An 18,143-nucleotide genomic window follows, 5' to 3' on the forward strand; every position below is an offset into this window, starting at 1 on the left:
ATAAATCAGGGGTCTCGATATAGGGGTGCATGACTATGCCGGTGACGGGTATTGGCGGCCTCTTCTTCCGCGCCGCGGATCCCGGCGCGCTGTCGGCCTGGTACAAGGCGCGTTTCGGCATCGATTACGGGCGCGAGACCTGGCATCAGGCGGCCGGTCCGACGGTGTTCGCGCCATTTGCCAGCTCGACCGACTATTTTCCGGCGGACAAGCAATGGATGCTCAATCTCCGCGTCACCGATCTTGAGGGCGTGCTCGGCGATCTCGCGGCGGCCGGGGTCGCGATCCAGCGGGATCCCGAATGGGATTCGCCCGACACCGGCCGCTTCGCGCGGATCCAGGATCCCGAGGGCAATGTGATCGAATTGTGGGAGCCGCCGGCCGATTAGGGCTTGCGCGCCAGCCAGATGACGTGGCGCGGCGCATCGGCATAGTCGTTCGCCGCCAGGTCGAATTCCTCGACCGCGAAGCCGGCATCCTCGAGCCGATCGAAGAAGTCGCGGTCCGGATAGGACGACCAGACGGCGAGGATGCCGCCCGGCCGGAGCGCGTCGCGCGCGGCGCGCAGTCCCCAATTGCAATAGAGCCGGTCGTTGAGCAGGTCGATCAGCCCGTCCGGGCCATTGTCGACGTCGAGCAGGATGCCGTCGAACGCCGCCGGATTGCGCACGATCACATCGTGCACGTCGGCAATTTCGAGCGACACGCGCGGATCGTCGAGCCTGCCCTCGAACAGATGCGCGAGCGGCCCCGCCGCCCACGCCGCGACCTCGGGCACGAGCTCGGCGACGCGGATCGAGGCGGCGGGCGTCGTCGCGGCGAGCGCGGCGGCGAGGGTGAAGCCCATGCCGAGCCCGCCGATCAGCAGCCGGACGTCGGGGAGCGCGAGCCGGTCGCAGACCATGCGGGCGAGGCCCTGTTCGGAGGCGCTGTCCCAGCTCCCCATCAATTGCTCGCGACCGTACATGATCGCGAACTCCCCGTCGCGGCGCATCAGCCGCAATTGCCCGCCGTCGGGCAGCGCGGCGGTGTCGACGAGGATCGCCCATGTGTCGTCGTCTTCGAACCAGATCGGCTCCGGCGTGGCGCTTTCGAGGGTCATGACGGCGCCTTGTATGCGCCCGTACGCGGGCGGCGGATAATGGGAACGGGCGAAGGCGCGAGCGCTGAATAGGCGTGACAGAGATCAACCGACCGTCACCCGGCCTCGAGCCGGGGTGACGGTGGATGGGTTGCTACGGACGATCGCCGGCGCTGGTGGTGCGCGCCGCGCGGAATTCGCTGTCGGCGCTCCAGTTCGGCCATTCGCGGCTGGTGACGAGCTTCTGCCCGACGTCGTAGACCAGGGTCAGCGTCTGCGTCACGCCCTGCCAGTTCCAGTCGGCATGCCACTCGTCCGAGGGCTGGTGATAATGGTCGCGGACATAGGTCTGGGCGAGCGCATTGCCACGCGCCTTGCCGCCCTCGACGAGGTCGCGACCCGATTCGACGCTGACCGCGGGCACGCCGCGCTTGGCGAAGGAGAAATGGTCCGAGCGGTAGAAATGCCCGGCGGCGGGATCGGGATCGGGGGTGAAGGCGAGGCCGAGCGGCTTGCCCGCCGCGACCAGATCGTCGAGCAGGCCGAGCTTGGCGCTGCCCGAGATGGTGAAATCATGCGCGGCGCCGCTGACCGAGAGCGCGTCCATATTGATGTCGGCGACGGTGCGCCCGAGCGGATAGACGGGGTTCGCGGCATAATATTCGGAGCCGAGCAGGCCCTTCTCCTCCGCGGTCACCGCCATGAACACGACCGAGCGATCCGGCTTGGGCGCGTGTGCGAAGGCGCGGCCGAGTTCGATCAGCGCGCTGATCCCGGTGCCGTTGTCGATCGCGCCATTATAGATGCGGTCGCCGCGCGCATCGGGGGCGCCGATGCCGAGATGGTCCCAATGCGCGGTGTAGAGCAGCGTCTCGTCGGGGTGGGTCGTACCGGCGACGCGGCCGAGGATGTTGTGCGAGCGGATCACGCCGACGTCGGCGGCATAATGCGCGTCGAGCGTCGCCTTGAGCGGCACCGGCTTGAAGTCCTGGCGCTGCGCGGCGCGCTTCTCGGCGTCGAAGTCGAGCCCGGCGGCCTGGAACAGCTTGACCGCGAGATCGCGCTGGATCCACGCCTCGAGCGGGGCATGCGCCGCCTTGGGATCGGCGCGGACGATGTCGAACTGCGGGTTGGTGTTGGAATTCTTGACCGTCGCCCAACCGTAGGCGGCGGGAGCGGTCTCGTGGACGATCAGCACGCCGGCGGCGCCCTGCCGCGCGGCCTCCTCATATTTGTAGGTCCAGCGGCCATAATAGGTCATCGCCTTGCCGCCGAACGCGCCTTCGCCGGTCTCGAAATCGGGGTCGTTGACGAGCACGACCGCGATCTTGCCGTGGAGGTCGACGCCCTTGAAGTCGTTCCACTGCCGCTCGGGTGCGGTGACGCCGTAGCCGACGAACACCAGCGGCGCCTTGGCGAGGTCGACCTGCTTGGCGCCGTCGAGCGGCGCGCGCACCGCGATCTCGCTGCCCTGGGTGAGCGGCATCGCGGTGCCGCCGATCGTCATGGCGAGCTGCGGCTGGCCGACGATCTCCGAGCGCAGCAGCGGCACCTCCTGTGTCCACTGGCGCTTGCCGCCGACGATCGCACCGCCCGGTGCGAGCCCGGCCGCCTGCATCTGCTGGATGATATAGGCGACGGTCTTCTGCTCGGCGGGGGTCGCCGGACCACGGCCCTCGAACGCATCGGACGACAGCGTCTTGTCGACCGCCGACAGCCGTTCGGCGCTGAACGTCGGCGGCGGGGCGGCGGCGGCGAGGGCGAGCGGCGAGATGGCGGCGAGGAGGAGGGCCCAGTTGGTACGCATCGGTGACGGTCCGTTCGTCAGAGTGAGGCGCGACCGTAGCGGACGCGGTCCGCCGCGCAAGCATGGCGATCGCCGCTGCCCGTCGCGCACAATAAGACTTTCCAGCGCGCATCGGACCGCCTAGACGGCGCGTATCCCCGGGGGGCCGCTCATGCGCGGCTGAGAGGTGGGCAGCAGCCCACGACCCGCTGAACCTGATCCGGCTAACACCGGCGTAGGGAGGGTCCGCGGCCGGTCCGTTGTCCCTCCATGTGGAGCGGAAGCGAGACGATGGCTGACGACAACCTTCATGACTGTTGAAAATGGCGCGCGCGGTCTCGGGGCGCTGTATAGAGGTGCGGCCTGGCGCGCGCTGGCGATGCCCGCGCTGCTCCTCGCCTCCTCCGCCCATGCCGCCGCCGCGCCCGACGACACGGATCCCGCGAGCATCCGTGTCGTCGGGCGTCCTGATCCCGAGGGGCTGCTGCCGGCGCAGGCCGCACCGAAGGCGGTCAGCGCGATCTCGGCGGACTTCATTTCCAAGCAGGCGCCGACGCTCAACGCCTTCCAGCTCGTCAGCCTGCTCCCCGGCGCGAACGTGTCGTCGAGCGATCCCTACGGCCTGTCGGTGAGCTCGAGCCTGACGCTGCGCGGGCTCGGGCAGGACGAGATCGGCGTGCTGATGGAAGGCGCGCCGCAGAACGACATCGGCTATTATTACGCCTATCCCTCCCAGCTCGCCGACGCCGAGAACATCCGCCAGATCAGCCTGTCGCAGGGCGCGGTGGACATCGACTCCCCGACCGTGGGCGGGGCGGGCGGGCTGCTGTCGCTGTCGCTCGACGACCCGCACGCGCGGCGCGGCGCGCTGGTCGATCTGTCGCTCGGCTCCTATGCCGAGCGCCGCGCCTTCGTCCGGCTCGACAGCGGGACGATCGGGGCGACCGGGCTCAAGGCGTTCCTGTCCTATTCGTACAACCGCGCCGACAATTGGCGCGGCGCGGGCTTCGACACCCGCAGCCACGTCGACGCCAAGCTGCTCGACGAATGGGGCGACGGCAACCGTGCCAGCGTCTCGGTGTCGTTCAACGACGCCGACACCTCGACCTATCCGAGCCCGACGCTCGCCGACTGGCAGGCCGAGGGGCGCGGCTTCAACTACGACAAGCACTATAGCGACGGCGACACCAATTACTGGCGGCTCTACCGCAGCCCGTTCCGCAACATCTATGTGTCCGCGCCGGTGCATGTCGCGCTCAGCGACCGGCTGACGCTCGACAGCACGAGCTATGTGCAGTTCGGCTACGGCAATTCGCCTTACGGCACGACGCTGGGCGAGACGGGCAATTATCTCGGGACCGAGGCGCTCGCGCCGATCGCGCTGCCCGGCGCGGAGGGCGGCGAGGCGACGGTGCTCGGCAATTTCACCGGCAACCAGTTCCGCGCGGGCAATGTCAGCAAGCTCGGCCTCCACCTCGGCGCGCATCGGCTCGTCGCGGGCCTGTGGTTCGACGACGGCACCGATCACGACGTCCAATCCTATACGGCGATCAATGCCGACGGCCACCCGACCGACCCGTGGGGCTATGCCGACAACGCGATCCGCACCAACGACGGCCGGCTGCTCGCCTATGAGAATGAGCGTACCCGCACCGTCACCAAGGGCTTCTTTCTCGCCGACAGCATCGCGGTGACGCCGCGGCTGACGCTCGACATCGGCTTCAAGGGCGTCGACGTGCTCCACCATGGCCGCAATGATCTGCCCGGCCCGCAATCGAGGGTGCGCTTCGACAGCTTCGCCGCGCTGCCGCGTGTGGCCGCCCACTACCAGATCGACGACCGCCAACAGATCTTCGCCAACGTCACGACGAACTTCCGCGCGCCCGACGAATATACGCTCTACAACAGCTATGACGGCGGCGAGATCAGCGGGCAGGGGACGACCAAGCTCAAGAATGAATATTCGGTCTCGGAGGAGCTCGGCTACCGCTATATCGGCGCGAACCTCTCGGCGTCGCTGACCGCCTTCCACTATCATTTCCGCAACCGACAGCTGGCGACCGTGATCGACGACGGCGGCGCGCTGATCAACTCGACGATCAACGCCGGCCGCCAGACCAGCTACGGGCTCGACGGCGAGATCGACTATCGGCCCGCCAAGGGCGTCAGCCTCTACGTCTCGGGCGAATATCTGCATGCGCGGATCGACGACGACCTGCCCGTCGACGGCGACTATCTGCCGACCAGGGGCAAGCATGCGGTGTCGAGCCCGACCGTCCAGCTCGGGCTCGGCGGCACCTATGACGACGGCCGGCTGTTCGGCAGCGCCGCGCTCAAATATGTCGGCCGGCAATATGCCACCTTCACCAACGACGAGAGCATCATGGGCTATGCGACGCTCGACCTGTCGGTCGGCGTGCATCTCGCAGGACTGATCGATGCGCAGCGCACCGATCTGCGGCTCAACCTGATCAACGCGACCAACCCGCATGTGCTCTCGGGCGTCGAGGCGATCAGCACCAACGCGCAGGACACGGTCGGCCGCAACGGCACGCCGATCGCCGGATCGCCGCCGGCTTATTATGTCGGCAGCGGACGGGCGCTGGTCGCGACGGTGTCGCGGGCCTTCTAGCGATGAGGGGCCGCGCCTATACGCACGCGCTGCCGATCCGGGCAGACCGCGGATGAGCAGCGTGGCGCCGCCCTCGAGCCATCTCGTCCACGGCATGGGGCTGGCGCTCGAGACGCCGCGCTGGCCGGCGATCACGACCGCGGAGGCGGACGCGATCCTGCGCCGCTTCCCCGCAGCCGGCCGACTGGTCGGGCTGCGCTGGCATTCGCCGCGGCCCTTCTCGGCTGCGACGCTCGTCCAGACCAGCCGCGGCGAATTCCTGCTCAAGCGGCATCACCACCGGCTGCGCGACGCCGCCGGTCTGGCCGAGGAACATGCCTTCATCGCACATCTTGGCGCCGCGGGCCTTTCCGTGCCGGACATCCTGACGGCGGACAGCGGGGCGACGGCCGTGATCGCGGGGGACTGGAGCTACGAGCTGCACCGCAAGGCGCCGGGCGCCGACCTCTATCGCGACCGCCCCTCCTGGACGCCCTTCCTGTCGCACGACCATGCGCGCGCCGCCGGCGCGGCGCTGGCCCGGACGCATCGCGCGGCGCGCGACTTCGCCGCGCCCGCACGACCGCCGCGGCCGCTGGTCGCCAGTTTCACGATCCTGCCTGCCGCCGACCCACAAGCTGCCGCCGATGCCTATGTCGCGGCGCGGCCGGCGCTCGCGGCGTTCCTGGCGCCGCGGGCGTGGCAGGCGCGGATCGCGCAGCTGATCGACGCGCTGGGCGAAGGGCTGGCGGACCGCCTGGCCAACCAGCCGTCGCTTTGGACGCATAACGACTGGCATCCCTCCAACCTGCTCTGGTCCCGCGACGGCGCGGTCCGGACCCTGTTCGACTTCGGGCTGGCGACGCGGACCTGCGCGGTCCATGATCTGGCCACCGCGATCGAGCGGACCGCCATCGCCTGGCTGGACCTGGGGAACGGGCGCGACGACACCATCGCCGACGCCGATGCCGCGGCAGCCCTGATCGCCGGATATCGGACCGAGCTTCCGCTGAGCAACGACGATGTCGAGACGGTCGCGCGTCTGCTGCCGCTCGTTCATGTCGAATTCGCGCTGTCCGAGATCGACTATTTCACGGCTATCCTCGCCGATCCGGACCAGGCGGCGCTGGCGTGGGACGGCTATCTGATCGGCCATGCCGACTGGTTTTGCTCGACCCCGGGGCACGCATTTCTCGCGCAGCTGACCATCGCGGCGTCGGCCTGATGTCGTGGCTCGAGATCGTCGCGGTCGTCATCAGCTTCCTCGGAATCTGGTTTACCGCGAAGCGGTGGATGCTGTGCTGGCCGATCAACCTGCTGGCCTGCGCGCTGTACTTCGCGCTGTTCCTGGACGTGCGGCTCTATGCCGACATGGTGCTGCAGGCGCTGTTCGGCGCCGCAATCGTCTATGGCTGGATCGCCTGGGCATCGGGGAAAGCGAGCGGCGGCGATATTGCGGTCGCGCGGCTCGCGCCAGCGCCCGCGCTCGGCGGATTGCTGGCCGGCGCGGTCGGCGCCGTCGCGATCGGTTGGTTCACCAGCCGCCACACCAATGCGGCGCTGCCCTGGACCGACGCGACGCTGAGCAGTTTCAGCCTCGTCGCCCAATATTGGACGGCGCGCCGCCACGCCGCGAGTTGGCTGCTCTGGATCGTGGTCGACATCGCCTATGTCGGGATGTTCCTGTTCAAGGGGTTGCTGCTCACCGCCGGTCTCTATGCTGCGATGGTCGCACTCGCGGGGTTCGGCTATGCGCGGTGGCGGAACGCGGCGACGTCCGCCTAGCCGGTAGGACGGGCCGTTCCCGAACCGCTCGACGATCGCACCCATTTCTGCGATCGAGGCCGCGATGGCGACTTCCAATCGACTGCGGCGATCCGCGCGGATCATCATGCTCGACGAGGCGGGACGCGTGCTGCTGCTCCGCTTCGCCATCCCGCGCAAGAGCGGCCCCTATCGCTTCTGGGCAACGCCGGGCGGCGAGGTCGAGCCCGGCGAGGCGCTTCTCGCGGCGGCGCAGCGCGAACTGCTAGAGGAGCTCGGCCTCTCGCTGCCGCTTACCGGGCCGGTGCACCACGCCGCGGGCGTGTTCGAGTTCAAGCATGAGGTGGTCGACAATCGCGACGTCTTCTACCTTGCGCGCTTCGTGGGCGGACCGATCAGCCTGGGCGGCATCGACGAGGCCGAGCGATCGGTCCTGCAAGACTGGCGGTGGTGGAGCGCCGCGGAGATCGAGGCGAGCGCCGACCCGATCTATCCGCCCGATCTCGCGAGCGTGGTTCGTGCGCTAGGCGGCGATATGGAACGGGTTGTTGGCGGCGCTGCGCCGACCGACGACGATCGCCTGTCCCGATAGCGGCGCCGGGAGCGAGCGCGACCAACGCGCCGACGCTGCGGGGCGAGCCCCGCACGCGCGTCGCGTCAGATCAGCTTGGACACTTCCCAGACGATCGGCGCCCAGAGCAGGGCGGAAAGCGGTACGGCGAGCAACAGACCCCTGATGGCGCCGCCTTCGGGGCGCGCCGCCGGCTCGGAGACATGCTGCGGAAGCGCCATCGATCGGGGTTGGGCCGACCGTGCGCGCCGCCGGGGCGCGCGCGAGATCGGCGCATAGCTCACCCTGAGATTGTAATCGGCTTGTGCCATATTGCCTCTCCTCGCTTGCTTTCGTTGATCGATTAACCATCAAGGAGAAAGTTGGTTGCAAGGGGGCCGCGGCCGTCCTGCCCGGTTAGGCCAGCGCTGCTGGCATGCGGCACGCAGACGTCGAGCTTTGCCGCTATTGGCGACCGTTCACCCGGTCCCAATAGGTGAAGGCGCGATCGATCTTCTCGGCGAGCGGCGAGCGGCGGGGCGGCGCTTCCGGAAGCGCGGGCGTGGTATCCGGGCGGCGAGACTGCGGGAAGATGCCATCGACGAGCGTTTCGCTCGCCTTGGCGGCGGCGACGTCGTCGGGGGACAGGATCTGCAGGAATTCGCAGCCGACATCTGTTCCGGCGCGGCGCACCGCGCGGGCGGCGCGCACGCCGATGCCCGCGATGCCGATCGTCATCATCATGCCCGGCTGGATCTCGATCGCCCCCGACAGAAGACAGCCGGTCGTCGAGAGATCGACCAGTTCGACGTCGATCGGCAGATCGTCGATCGCGCGCAGCGTAGACGGTCGGGCAACCATGTCCCGGCTGGCCCGGTCGATCCGAATATGCCCGATAATCGCCATACACCACCCGAACTGATAGCCGCAGTCGCCGTTCGGCCTAGGGCCCAATGGTAACCGCGACGTTAACTTGCAAGCCGTTGCACAGCCTTCATTACTGTAACATGGACCGCCCTACCGCATGAATAGGGCTGCAACAATCGCGCAGCGACCGGCGCGACCGGCGCACGGCCCATCGCATCGCAGCCGTGCCAATGCGACGGCGTTCGAAGTGATGGCGTGCGCGGATCATCGTGCCGCGTATCCAGCGGCGCGGCGGGGCTGGACGGCCGCGCAAATCCCGGTATCGCGCGAAAGGCGGGCAAGCGTTGCGCGGAGAATGATCTGATGGCCTTTCCGATAGATGCCGTTCGCGCACAATTTCCGGCGCTGGCCGTGTCGGACGACGGGCGGCCGCGGCTCTATTTCGACGCGCCCGGCGGCACGCAGGTCTGTCTCGCCGCGATCGAGGCGATCGGTCACCATCTTCGCGCCGGCACCGCCAATCTCGGCGGGCCGTTCGCAACCTCGCTCGCCTGCGGCGCGCTCAGCCGCGCGGCGCATGCCGCGGCGGCCGACCTGATCGGCGGCGATGCCGACGAGATCGCCTTCGGCCCCAACATGACCACGCTGACGCTCGCCCTGTCGCGCGCGCTCGCGCAGTCCTGGCAGGCCGGCGACGAGATCGTGCTGACCCGGCTCGATCACGACGCCAATGTCGCGCCGTGGCTGCTCGCCGCGCGCGACCGCGACGTCACCGTCCGCTGGCTCGATTTCGACCTCGATAGCGGCGCCTTGCGCTGCGACGATCTCGCCGCGCTGCTGTCGTCGAGGACGAGGCTGGTCGCGATCGGCGGGGCCAGCAACGCGCTCGGAACGCTCAATGACGTCGCCGCGATCGTCGAGATCGTGCGGCGCGGCAGCGATGCCTTGATCTTCGTCGATGCGGTGCAGTCGGTGCCGCATGTGCCGACCGACGTCGCCGCGCTCGGCTGCGACTTCCTCGCCTGCTCGCCCTATAAATTCTTCGGTCCGCATATGGGCGTGCTGTGGGGCCGCACCGCGGAAATGGCGAAGATCGCGGCCTACAAGGTCCGGCCGGCGACCGAGCAGCCGGCGGCGCTGCGCTTCGAGACGGGGACGCCGTCGTTCGAGGCGCAGGCCGGGCTGGTCGCCACGGTCGACTATCTTGCGACATTACGTCCCCCGCTGCCCGTGGCGGGCGATCGACGGACCGCGTTGCGCGCGGCGATGACCGCCTGCGCCGACTATGAGGCCGGCTTGACGCAGCGCCTGCTCGACGGCCTGTCGCGTGTCGCCGGGCTGCGGCTCTACGGGCCGCCAGGCGTCGCAGGGCGGGTGCCGACCTTCGCCTTCACGATCGCCGGCCAGGCCCCGTCCGCCGTTGCCGCGCAGCTCGCGGCGCACGGAATCCACGCCTGGGCCGGCCATTTCTACGCGGTCGAGGCGATCCGGCGGCTCGGCCTTGCGGACAGCGGCGGGCTCGTCCGCGTCGGGCTGTGCCACTACAACACCGCTGCCGAGGTCGACCGGCTGGTCGAGGTGCTGGTCGCGATCGGGCGCGGGCGCGTCGCATGACCGAGGCCGATCATGAGGCGAAGCAAGGCTGCACGCACTTTCTGTCGCAGCATGTCCCCGTTGCCCCGCGGACGCTGCTCGCGACGCTGGCGGCGCATCCGGCCGCGGCCGCGCGCGCCGACGTCTATGGCGAGGGCGGGGCGGTCGGCCTGCTCGAACAGCGCGTCGTCGCGCTGCTGGGCAAGCCGAGCGGGCAGTTCTTCATCAAAGGCGTGACCGCGCAATTGTGCGTGCTGCGCGCCTATGCCGAGGCACGGGGCACGCGCAACGTCGTGATCCATCCGCTGAGCCATCTCGACCATGACGAGAGCCACGCGATCGAGCGTGTCGCCGATCTCACCGCGATCCGGCTCGGGCGGCATGCGCCGTTCACCGTCGCGGATCTCGAGCGGGTCGACGTGCCGCTCGCCGCCGTCGTCGTCGAGCTGCCGCTGCGGCGGGCGGGCTATCTGCTGCCCGATTACGACGCGCTCGTAGCGATCGCCGCCTGGTGCCGGGCGCAGCGCGTGCCGCTGCATATCGACGGCGCGCGGCTCTGGGAGGCGGCCGCCGGCTACGGCGTCCCGCTCGACCGGATAGCCGCGCTGGCGGACAGCCTCTATGTGTCCTTCTACAAGGGTCTGGGCGGGCTCGGCGGCGCGCTGGTGGCGGGATCGACGGCATTCATCGCATCGCTGGCGGCATGGAAGACACGCTATGGCGGCGATCTCTACACCGCCTATCCGCAGGCGATATCGGCGCTCATCGGACTCGATCTGCAGCTGCCGCGCATGCCCGACTATGTCGCACGCGCCCGCGCGCTCGCGAAAGGGCTCCAGTCGTTGCCGGATATCCTTCTCCAGCCACAGATACCGCACGGCAATGCCTTCCAGATCTGGATGCCCGGCGATCCCGCGGCCCTGGCGGACCGCCATCGTGCCTTTGCGCGCGCGCACAGAGTGTGGCTGTTCGGCGGGTTCCAGCCGACCGCGCTGGCGAGCCATGCGATGGCCGAAATCGTCATCGGCGACGGCTCGGATCAATATTCGATCGAGCAGGCGGTCGGCTGGATCGGCGCGTTCCTGAAGCAGCGCGACTGAACGATCCGCGCCGCCACGATAAATGTTGCAGTCACCCCACGAAGTCCGCAATCTCAACAGCATGAAACAACCGCTCCTTGCTTTGCTGCTGGTCGCCGCCGCGCCCGCCCCCGATCCTGCCGCGCTGCGCGCCACCATCACCAAGCTGGTGGCGTTCGGCACGCGCCACACCCTGTCGACGACGACCGATCCCAAGCGCGGCATCGGTGCGGCGCGGCATTGGGTGTCGGGGCGGATGGACGCGATCGGCGCGGCGTGTGGCCATTGCCTCGCGGTCGAGACGATCGGCGCGACCGTGTCGGGCCCGCGCGCACCCGCCGGGGTTCGGGTGGAGGACGTGATCGCGGTGCAGAAGGGGACGGGCGATCCCGATCGCGTGGTGATCGTTCAGGGCCATATCGACAGCCGCGTCAACGATGTGATGGACGCGACCAGCGACGCGCCCGGCGCCAATGACGACGCCTCGGGCGTGGCGCTGGTGCTCGAGGCGGCGCGTCTGCTGTCGCGTGAGAAATTCCCGGCGACGATCGTCTATGCGGTGCTGTCCGGCGAGGAACAGGGCCTGTGGGGCGGCAAGCTGCTCGCCGACACCGCGCACGCGCGCGGCTGGAAGGTCGCCGCCGTGCTCAACAACGACATCGTCGGCAACACCCACGGCATCGGCGGCGAGCATGTCGACGATGCCGTGCGCGTGTTCAGCGAGGGGATCGAGGCGGCCGCCGACGCCAAGGGCGTCAAGCAGCAGCGTGCGATCGGTGGCGAGGACGACTCCCCGTCGCGCGCGCTCGCTAAGGCGATCGTCCAGGTCGCCTCGGCCGACAAGGCGATCGGGCTCGACGTCATCGCGGTGCGCCGGCCGGACCGGTTCCAGCGCGGCGGCGACCATATCCCCTTCCTCGAGGCGGGCTATCCCGCGGTGCGCTTCACCGAGGCTACCGAGGATTATGACCGGCAGCACCAGCTGGTCCGCACCGAGAACGGTCGCCGCTACGGCGACACGATCGAGTTCGTCGACTTCCCCTATCTGGCGCGGGTGACCGCGCTCAACGTCGCGACGCTGCGGCAGCTGGTGCGCGCGCCGGCGGCGCCCGCCGACGTCACCATCGCCGGCGCGCTCGCCGACGACACGCATGTCGCCTGGAGCCCGGTGCCGGGCGCCACCGGCTACCGCGTCCGCTGGCGCCGCGCCGACCGCTTCGTCTGGACCGACATGCGCGATCTGCCCGCCTCGGCGACCGCGGCCGACCTGCCGCACGTCAACATCGACGACCATTTCTTCGGCGTCTCGGCGCTCGGCATGGGCGCGGAAAGCCTGGTGAGCTTCGCCGGTGTCCCCCCGCGCCCGGCGCCGGGCGCGACCAAATAATTGAGCCCCCTGTGACGCTCGCTCAGAATGTAAAGGCCGGCGCCCTTTCTTCCGTCATGCTGAACTTGTTTCAGCATCCCGCCTCTTCAAGACTTCGCGCTTATTGGGGCGGGATCCTGAAACGAGTTCAGGATGACGGTCTATGGTCGTTCAGGACAGGATCTTGTCGATCGCGGCGGCGGTGAGCGGATGATAGGTCGGGCGGGCGTGCGCATAGATGCGCCGCGCGATCGGCTTGCCCCAGTCGCCCTGCGATTCGAGATCGCGGTAGAGCGGCACGATCAGCAGCTGGCGGCCGACGCTGCCGAGATACTGGTCGAGCGCGGGCACGATCGGATCGTAGCGGTTGCCGATCGCCAGCGCGAACCAGGCCGAGCGCAGATAGGCATTGGGTGAGGTGGACAGGGCGAAACCCTTGTCCATCTCGGCGAGGCGCGCGGCGGTCTGCGTGCGCGGCAGGCTGTCGAGGAAGCGCAGCCATTCCTGCGTCGACCAATGCGTCGTGTCGATCGAGGCCACCGGCGCGCCCTTGTCGAAGGCGGCGACGACGGTGTCGATCCGCGCCAGCGTCGCCGAGCGGACATGCACCGCATTGTCGGGCAGCCCTGGCTGATACGCCCAGCGATCGAGCTGGAGGCTGGCCTCGAGCGCGGCATCGCCCTTGATCAGATGGGCGCGCAGGTCGGCGAGGAAGCCGGCGGTCGTCTGCGGCTGGAAGGCGTGGCGATCGAAATAGCCCTTGAGATAGGCGTCCCAGCGCGGCCGGCCGACCGCCTGTTCGATCGTGCGCAGAAAGGTCGAGCCCTTGTTATAGTCCATCTCGCCATAGGCGCCCTCGGGATCGCCGTGCAGCCTCGTGCCGGGCGCATTCGGGCCGCCGGCGGCCTTGATGTCGCGCTGGAGATTGTCCCACGACAGGTCGGCGAGCGTCGCGGCGCGTTCCTTGCCGTAGACCGCCTCGTCGATGCGGTTCTCGAAATAGACGGTGAAGCCCTCGTTGAGCCACGAGTCCGACCAGGTCGCGTTGGTCACCAGATTGCCCGACCAGCTGTGCGCGAGCTCGTGCGCGATCACGTCGACGTTGGACTTGTCGCCGGTGATGATCGTCGGCGTCGCGAAGGTCAGCGTCGGATTCTCCATCCCGCCGAACGGGAAGGAGGGCGGCAGCACGAGCACGTCGTAGCGGCCCCAGCGATAGGGGCCGTAGAGCGCCTCCGCGGCATCGACCATCTTCTCGGTGTCGGTGAGCTCATGCGCTGCGCGATCGAGCATCGTCGGCTCGGTGTAGACGCCGGTGCGCCCGGCCAGCGGACGGAAGGCGAGGTCGCCGACCGCGAGCGCGATCAGATAGGGCGGGACATTATGGTCCATCCGGAAGCGATAGCTGTGCCGGCCGGGGCCGGCGGGCTCGCCGTCCGGGGTCAGCCGCTCGGCGCTCATCACCGCGCTCAGCTCCTGCGGGACGGTGATCTTCGCGGTCCAGCTCTGGCGGATGCCGGGGCTGTCCTGCGTCGGGATCCAGCTGCGGTTGTTGATCGATTCACCCTGGCTGAACAGATAGGGTTTCGCCTTGCCCGCGGTCAGCGCCGGGGTGAGCCATTGCAGCGCGCCCGCGTCGGGGCTCGAGCGATAGCGGATCACGATTTTCCGCGCGGCGCCGATCTCGACGGTCAGCGGCGCGCCCTTGTACGGATCGCTGGCGCCGACCGACCAGTGCAGCGGACGGCCCGCCGTGTCGGTGATGCTCGCGATCGCCAGCTTGCTGTCGTCGAGCACGATCCGCGTCGCGCCGGGTGCGGCGAGGATGTCGAGCGTCGCGGTGCCCGCCATCGTGTGCGTCGAAAAATCGGCGGCGAGATCGAGATCGACATGGACGACGCGCGCGACCTGCGGCTCGGCATAGCTGAGCGCGTCGTGCGCCTCGGGCGTCGTCAGGATCGGCGAGGGCGGATCGGCCGCTGCGATCAGCGGGAGCAGCGAGACGGCGGCGAGGAGAGAGCGCATGACGAGACCTTCGACCCAGAGACGACGCATGGCTAGAGCGTATCCACCGCCATCGTGCAATCGTAAGCGCGCCCGTCCTCGATCGTCATCGCAGCGGAAGCCGGGACGACGAAGACATCCGATGGCCGATCCGCGCTACCCGAGGCGCGCCGAGGCGGGATCACCGACCGGTACGAGGATGCGCCGGCGCCGCTCAGCGCCGCAGCGCGCCCGCGAACGGCGCCAGCGTGCCGTCATTGGGGAGCGGCGCGATGCCGAGCAGCGTCATCACCAGCGGATAGACGTCGACATTGTCGAAGCCGGGCAGCACCGCCGGCACGAAGTCCGGGCCGTTGGCGATGAAGATCGCCTGCATCTCCGGCGCGGCGGGATCGAAGCCGTGCCCGCCCTTGTCGGGGTCCTTGCCGTCGCCGGGCGGCCCGTTGGCGATCGTCCAGCCGATGTCGGCCAAGCAGATGATGTCGGGGACGCGCGGATTGCGGCCGTAATGAAAGCGCGCGGGCAGCGCCGCCTTCGGCCAGCAGTGGACATGATCATGGGCGCCGGCCAGCGCCGCGGTCAGCTCCGCCCCGTGCCCCGCGACGGCATCGACCCCGGCATAAGGACCGCCGGTGATCCAGCGATAGCTGCCCGCCGGCGCGATCCGGTCGAGGCGGACGACGCGATCCGGGCTGATCGCGGCATCGCCCCGTCCATCGGCGTGCGCGGGGTGCGCTCGATCTCGTCCTGCGCGTCGGGTGGCGGCAGCTGCGCCAGCGCCCAGACCGAAGCCAGCAGCAGCGGCGCAAACAGCAGGCCGGTGGCGGCGGGCATCCAGCGTTCGCTTGCCCAGCCGCCGACGAGCAGCGCCTCGCCCGCCGACTTGACCACGCCCGAGGAGAGGATGAACGTCGCGCACAGCATTGCGCCGAGCACCTCGGACAGTCGCCGGCCTTCGAGGAAGCCGAACACCAGCCCCCAGATCATGCCTAGCGCAAGGCCGTTGAGGAAGAGTGCGGCGACACCGACGATTGCGGGCAGAACGGCGAAACCGAGCAGCGCCAATTCGGCGATGCCGATCAGCAGCAGGATCGCGCCGGCGCGCCGCGCGGGCGGCATCTCGGAGACGACCTTCACCCCGATGATCTTGGACAGCGCGTATCCCGCGACCTGGGCGATGACGAGCGTGATCTTGAAGTCGATCGCGAACGGCCAGCCCGCGACATGCGCATAGCCCGCCGCCGAGAAGGGCTTGCGATAGGCGTACATCGCGAAATAGGTCAGGAAGGCCGACAGCCCGCCGTACAGCGCGAACAGCGTCGGTGGCGCTGTGCGCAGCCAGCGCATCACCGCGCCTTCGCGGATCGGCGGCGGCGCGAAGGCGGCGGCGACGGCGGTCATGCCGGGGGTCGCTGCCCGTCGGCGATCCGCGCGGCGATCGTCTCGAGCACCGGCCAGAGATCGGCGACGCTGTCGACGACATAATCCGCACCGGCGTCGCGCAGCGCATCGGAGGCGGCCCCGATCTGCCGCGCCTGCTCATCCTGCGGCAGCGCCAGCAGCTCGTCATAGGTCAGCCCGATGCCATTGCCCGAGGCCGCGACACCGACCGTCCAGCTTCCCGCCGCCTTGCCCTCGCCGATCCCGACCGTCGCGTCGTCGACCTTCACGCAGGACCAGGCAGGCCAGACGCCGAGCTCGACCAAGGCCTTCCACAGCATCAGCGGGGAGGGGCGCCCCGCCGCGGTCTCGCCGGAGCAGACGAGGACGTCGGGGGCATAGCCTTGCGCGGCGGCAAGCGGCAGGATGTCCGCCATCATCTCGCGCGTGTAGCCCGTGCAGGAGGCGATCGGCACATTGTGCGCGCGCAGCCGCTCGACGAGCGCAAGCGCGCCGGGGATCAACGCGGCGCAGTCGCGCGCCGCCGCGCGCATGATCGGCGCGACCGCATCGTGGAGCCGCGTGACGTCGGTCTCGTCCGGCGCGACACCATGCGCCGCGCGCCACTCGCGATCGACGCGCGGCATCGCCAGGATCGCTCGGATATGATCGCGTTTGGCGCGGCCCATCTCGGCGCGGGCTTCGGCCTCGGTGATCGGCACGCCCGCCTGCTCGAACAGGCGGAGCAGCGCGACGACCGGCGCGCGGCTGCCATGATCGATCATCGTCCCCGCCCAGTCGAGGATGACGGCTCGGATCGCAAACGTCATGCATCGGCTCCCATGGTCTGATTGGTGATGGCCTGGTCGATCAGGCCACCGATCACCTCTTCGGCAAGCGCAAAGCCGGTCGACGCGCCGGTGCCGCTGGTCACGACGACGAGCCGTACGCCCTCGGCGGGCGTCTCGACGAGGCTGTGGGTCCGCGCCGAGGCATAGGTGCCGATCCACCGTTCGGTCACCGGCGGGACGGTGCCGAACAGGGCGGCGAATTCGTCGAGGATGAGGCGCTCGACGGTCTCGGATGCGAACGGATCGGGGGTCTGCGCATAATCGTGGCTGTCGCCGACGATCAGGCTGCCGTCGGCGCCCTGCGCGACGATCAGGTGGATACCGTGCGCGAGATGCGCGGGTTGCTCCGCCTCGAGCCGCGTCCGCAACGCGGCGGCCTCGGGCAGCGCGGCATAGCCGAGATAGCGCACCAGGCTGAGATCGGACATCAGCGTCGCGGGCAGGCGGTAACCCGGCGAGGCGAGCCGCAGCATCTGCAGCTTGCAGCGGGTCAGCCCGCCCTTCGCCAGCGTCTCGGGGAACAGGGTCGCGAGATCGTCGCCGGGGCAGACCACGATCGCCTCGGCATGGAGGGTGCCGGCGCTGGTCTCGATACGACCGGTGCCGACGCCGTGCACCGCAACACCGCGCCGGATCGTGACGCGCCCGCTCGCCTCGAGCCACCGTGCGAGCGCGGGAACCGCATCACGCGACTCGACGCGCAGGTCGACCGGGCTGAACAATCCGCCCGCGAGGCGGGCCAGCGTCGCCGGGCCCAGCCGGGCCTGCGTGGCGGCGCGATCGAGCCGGATGCAGTCCTCGGCCATGTCGGTGCGCAAAAAGGCATCAAGCACCGCCTCGGCCTCGGGTCGCTGTGCGACCATCAGAAGGCCCTGCTGCTCGATCGCGATCCCCGCCGGTCCGGCCACCTCCGCCCAGATCGCGCGCGACCGGCGCGCGCGCCGCCAGACCGCGCCCTGTTCCTGTCCGGTCACGGTGACGAAGCCAAAATTGCGGACCGAGGCGCCATTGGCCTGCGCGTCGCGGTCGAGCACGATCACGCGCAGACCACGGCGGCTCGCGGCAAGCGCATGCGCGAGCCCGACAATGCCGGCGCCGACTATGGCAACATCGAACGAGGTTTCGGGCAAGCGCCTCTCCACATCACATATCCAGGGATGGGTTCCGTGTCGGCCGATCGCGCGGTCCGCGCCAAGTCATTGCACGAATGT

17 protein-coding genes and 1 riboswitch are annotated in these 18,143 nt (G+C 69.3%); of the genes, 8 read left to right on the forward strand and 9 right to left on the reverse strand.

From position 1 onward, the window contains the following. Positions 1-35: 35 nt before the first annotated feature. Positions 36-389, forward strand: coding sequence for a VOC family protein (locus Q0326_RS15500; protein WP_298692305.1), 354 nt, complete (start codon positions 36-38; stop codon positions 387-389). Here Q0326_RS15500 and Q0326_RS15505 read toward each other — a convergent pair. Together Q0326_RS15505 and Q0326_RS15510 are read right to left on the reverse strand one after the other, a co-directional pair. Further along, positions 386-1,102, reverse strand: a complete 717-nt coding sequence (locus Q0326_RS15505) for a spermidine synthase (protein ID WP_298692114.1) — start codon at positions 1,100-1,102, stop codon at positions 386-388. The two genes, Q0326_RS15500 and Q0326_RS15505, sit on opposite strands and share 4 nt — an antisense overlap. A gap of 133 nt (positions 1,103-1,235) precedes the next feature. Further along, positions 1,236-2,888: a M28 family metallopeptidase gene (locus Q0326_RS15510; RefSeq protein ID WP_298692116.1), complete on the reverse strand. Its 1,653-nt coding sequence runs from the start codon at positions 2,886-2,888 to the stop codon at positions 1,236-1,238. A gap of 128 nt (positions 2,889-3,016) precedes the next feature. Next, positions 3,017-3,126, forward strand: a riboswitch (TPP riboswitch). Between the two features lie 120 nt (positions 3,127-3,246). Here Q0326_RS15510 and Q0326_RS15515 point away from each other — a divergent pair. The 4 genes from Q0326_RS15515 (at position 3,247) to Q0326_RS15530 (ending at position 7,834) form a co-directional block, all read left to right on the forward strand. Next, positions 3,247-5,499 (forward strand): TonB-dependent receptor, encoded by a 2,253-nt coding sequence (locus Q0326_RS15515; RefSeq protein ID WP_298692311.1) that lies wholly within the window; start codon positions 3,247-3,249, stop codon positions 5,497-5,499. Positions 5,500-5,551: 52 nt separating this feature from the next. Next, positions 5,552-6,703, forward strand: a complete 1,152-nt coding sequence (locus Q0326_RS15520; protein ID WP_298692118.1) for a phosphotransferase — start codon at positions 5,552-5,554, stop codon at positions 6,701-6,703. Further along, on the forward strand, positions 6,703-7,263 hold the full coding sequence (gene pnuC, locus Q0326_RS15525; protein WP_298692120.1) for a nicotinamide riboside transporter PnuC: 561 nt from the start codon (positions 6,703-6,705) through the stop codon (positions 7,261-7,263). Before Q0326_RS15520 ends, pnuC begins: the two co-directional genes overlap by 1 nt. A gap of 64 nt (positions 7,264-7,327) precedes the next feature. Further along, positions 7,328-7,834 (forward strand): NUDIX domain-containing protein, encoded by a 507-nt coding sequence (locus tag Q0326_RS15530; RefSeq protein ID WP_298692123.1) that lies wholly within the window; start codon positions 7,328-7,330, stop codon positions 7,832-7,834. 65 nt (positions 7,835-7,899) lie between these two features. Here the strand turns inward: Q0326_RS15530 and Q0326_RS15535 are convergent, their stop codons facing one another. Then, positions 7,900-8,124 carry a hypothetical protein gene (locus Q0326_RS15535; RefSeq protein WP_298692124.1) on the reverse strand — a complete coding sequence of 75 codons (225 nt, stop codon included), beginning with the start codon at positions 8,122-8,124 and terminating at the stop codon, positions 7,900-7,902. A gap of 133 nt (positions 8,125-8,257) precedes the next feature. Further along, a complete protein-coding gene (locus Q0326_RS15540) occupies positions 8,258-8,698 on the reverse strand; it encodes a hypothetical protein (RefSeq protein ID WP_298692126.1) in 441 nt (146 codons plus the stop codon). Between the two features lie 324 nt (positions 8,699-9,022). On the opposite strand from Q0326_RS15540, the gene Q0326_RS15545 reads away from it, so the two are divergent. The 3 genes from Q0326_RS15545 to Q0326_RS15555 all read left to right on the forward strand — a co-directional run bounded on the left by Q0326_RS15545 (position 9,023) and on the right by Q0326_RS15555 (position 12,718). Further along, positions 9,023-10,273: a cysteine desulfurase-like protein gene (locus Q0326_RS15545; protein ID WP_298692128.1), complete on the forward strand. Its 1,251-nt coding sequence runs from the start codon at positions 9,023-9,025 to the stop codon at positions 10,271-10,273. Beyond that, positions 10,270-11,352 (forward strand): beta-eliminating lyase-related protein, encoded by a 1,083-nt coding sequence (locus tag Q0326_RS15550; protein ID WP_298692129.1) that lies wholly within the window; start codon positions 10,270-10,272, stop codon positions 11,350-11,352. The genes Q0326_RS15545 and Q0326_RS15550 overlap by 4 nt, the downstream gene beginning before the upstream one ends. 61 nt (positions 11,353-11,413) lie before the next feature. Next, positions 11,414-12,718 (forward strand): M28 family metallopeptidase, encoded by a 1,305-nt coding sequence (locus Q0326_RS15555; RefSeq protein WP_298692131.1) that lies wholly within the window; start codon positions 11,414-11,416, stop codon positions 12,716-12,718. A gap of 150 nt (positions 12,719-12,868) precedes the next feature. On the opposite strand, the gene Q0326_RS15560 is transcribed toward Q0326_RS15555, so the two are convergent. The 5 genes from Q0326_RS15560 to Q0326_RS15580 all read right to left on the reverse strand — a co-directional run bounded on the left by Q0326_RS15560 (position 12,869) and on the right by Q0326_RS15580 (position 18,062). Further along, positions 12,869-14,722, reverse strand: a complete 1,854-nt coding sequence (locus Q0326_RS15560) for a M1 family metallopeptidase (RefSeq protein WP_298692134.1) — start codon at positions 14,720-14,722, stop codon at positions 12,869-12,871. A 193-nt stretch (positions 14,723-14,915) separates the two neighbouring features. Next, positions 14,916-15,398: an alkaline phosphatase family protein gene (locus tag Q0326_RS15565; RefSeq protein WP_298692314.1), complete on the reverse strand. Its 483-nt coding sequence runs from the start codon at positions 15,396-15,398 to the stop codon at positions 14,916-14,918. Beyond that, positions 15,281-16,102: a DUF5690 family protein gene (locus Q0326_RS15570; protein ID WP_298692137.1), complete on the reverse strand. Its 822-nt coding sequence runs from the start codon at positions 16,100-16,102 to the stop codon at positions 15,281-15,283. Before Q0326_RS15570 ends, Q0326_RS15565 begins: the two co-directional genes overlap by 118 nt. After that, positions 16,099-16,911, reverse strand: a complete 813-nt coding sequence (gene phnX, locus Q0326_RS15575; RefSeq protein ID WP_298692139.1) for a phosphonoacetaldehyde hydrolase — start codon at positions 16,909-16,911, stop codon at positions 16,099-16,101. The genes Q0326_RS15570 and phnX overlap by 4 nt, the downstream gene beginning before the upstream one ends. Further along, on the reverse strand, positions 16,908-18,062 hold the full coding sequence (locus tag Q0326_RS15580; protein WP_298692142.1) for a TIGR03364 family FAD-dependent oxidoreductase: 1,155 nt from the start codon (positions 18,060-18,062) through the stop codon (positions 16,908-16,910). The genes phnX and Q0326_RS15580 overlap by 4 nt, the downstream gene beginning before the upstream one ends. Positions 18,063-18,143: the final 81 nt, after the last annotated feature.

Origin of the sequence: uncultured Sphingomonas sp. (genome assembly GCF_937859915.1) — a bacterium.
Taxonomy (GTDB): Bacteria; Pseudomonadota; Alphaproteobacteria; order Sphingomonadales; family Sphingomonadaceae; genus Solisphingomonas.